This is a genomic window from Vibrio sp. D173a (assembly GCF_030248475.1).
The window spans coordinates 1-1,813 of the sequence record NZ_JAHGAH010000525.1 but is presented as its reverse complement, the minus strand read 5'-3'; the positions used below and the strand labels follow the sequence as shown (position 1 = coordinate 1,813).

General features: G+C 36.8%; 3 protein-coding genes. 2 read left to right on the top strand and 1 reads right to left on the bottom strand.

Annotation, left to right across the window (positions count from 1 at the left end; all coding sequences use genetic code 11):
• A partial coding sequence (locus KIV40_RS27250; protein ID WP_285352318.1) for a helix-turn-helix transcriptional regulator occupies positions 1-749 on the bottom strand: 749 nt, incomplete at its 3' end.
• A gap of 286 nt (positions 750-1,035) precedes the next feature.
• Between KIV40_RS27250 and KIV40_RS27245 the strand changes: the two genes are divergently transcribed.
• On the top strand, positions 1,036-1,254 hold the full coding sequence (locus KIV40_RS27245; RefSeq protein WP_285352316.1) for a Flp family type IVb pilin: 219 nt from the start codon (positions 1,036-1,038) through the stop codon (positions 1,252-1,254).
• Positions 1,235-1,711, top strand: coding sequence for a prepilin peptidase (locus KIV40_RS27240; protein WP_285352314.1), 477 nt, complete (start codon positions 1,235-1,237; stop codon positions 1,709-1,711). The genes KIV40_RS27245 and KIV40_RS27240 overlap by 20 nt, the downstream gene beginning before the upstream one ends.
• Positions 1,712-1,813: the final 102 nt, after the last annotated feature.

Below are 1,813 nucleotides of genomic sequence, written 5' to 3'. Positions count from 1 at the left end.
CTGCAGGCAGTTCTTGCTGAAGCACCAGCGACGTACGCAGCATACAACACGGTTTTCGGGCTGTTTATCAAGAACACAACATTCAGCCCGCTAGAGCAGCAGGTGGTTAAACGACTAAAGTATGAGACATCTTTGAAGCCCAATGTATAGGCTACATTGGCAATCGTCTGCTCTCGTTTCTGGATAAGGGTTAACTTGGCTTGCTCTATGCGAGCTGTGGTGACATATTCCTGAAAGCTGACCCCAACGTTGGCATGAAATACTTTAGAGAAATAGTTCACTGACAGGTGGCAATGGTCAGCTACTTCTTTCTCTGTCACTGCGCTATTTAAGTGAGCATCTATATAGGAAACGGTGCTTTCTACGTTAAAACGATGTGATATTTGATAGGCGTCTGGTTTATTACTCAACTGTTTGTATCTTTCTAAAAGAGTAGATAGGTGATTAGTTGCTTGTATATTATTCTCATTAATATGTGTAATGTTGCTTATTTTGTTTTCACTTTGGTAAATATTATTGTGAATAACAATAATGTCTCTGTTTAAATTAATCGCTATTTTCTCTGCAAGGTCGGCTAATTGCTTATTTCTACTACTATGTAGGTATAAAAAGCTAAATGATTGATTTGGTTCACTTAGTACAGAAATATCCCAACCAACGTGATTAATAATGAAATTAGTTTGAATTACTTTTAACAAACAAGAATTCAAATAATTTGGCTCATCACCGATGAAATTTCCTTTTTCCATATCTGTAACTATTTGATAAGGCGTTAACCTTATGAATCCAGTTTATTATCATTAAAGTAAATAATAGAAGAATAGTAAGAAAGGTCAAATTATTGACAAAATAATACTAACCGCTTGGTATGAAATGTACTGAAATGAACAGGTGAGAAGACTACGTAAGTGATGGAATAAAAGATCACAAGAAAGCGTACTCATCATATATTCCTCCTAGGGCATTGTTTTATTTGCGTTTTAGGAGAAAGGCACTCATGTGAGTGCAAACCAAAAGAGTGACATGGAGTTCATTATGTTTTTATCTACTTATATCAAAGCAAAATTACTACTTGAAGAGTTCGCAAAAGACGAGCGCGGTGTAACAGCGATTGAGTACGCGGTGTTAGGCGTAGCGGTTGCTGCCGTTATTATATCTGTATTTAATAGTACAGATAACAGTTCTTTAGATAATGCTCTCAGTGAGGGAGTGAAAAATATCAAAAAAGCAATGGATGGCAGTACAACTAACTAATAAGTTAATGATCGAATCTATCATAACATTTAAGTTGTTTATTTGGGGATTGTTTTTAATTCTGATGTCTATATGCTATTTCGATATTAGGAAAAGAAAGATCCCCAATACAGCAGTTTTTTTATTGTTGATTTTCTTATTAATTTCTACTTTAGTGTATGAAATAAATATTTATTATATATCTTTCTTTATTACTTTATTCATTTGTTTCACGCTTTGGATGCTTGGGATTTGGGGTGCAGGGGACGTCAAGCTGTTGACAGTGCTTTCACTATTTATATCACCGGGTTTCTTGTTCGCCTCTATATTGGTTGTTCTTGTTGTTGGTGGCGTCGCCGCACTCTGTGAATATTTAACAACTAAGGTTATCCCTTCTAGGAAAAGCAAGGGCGTTCCATATGGTGTTGCTATTTGCGTGGGAGGGTGTGTTGGAATCTTAGCATCCATGGGCCAGTAAGGAGACGACATGAGCATCAAGGTTATTGTTCCAGTTGCCCTGATTGCAATCGGGGCTGGTTTGTTTGGTATTTCCCAGCAATACCTCAATCAGAGCAGCATT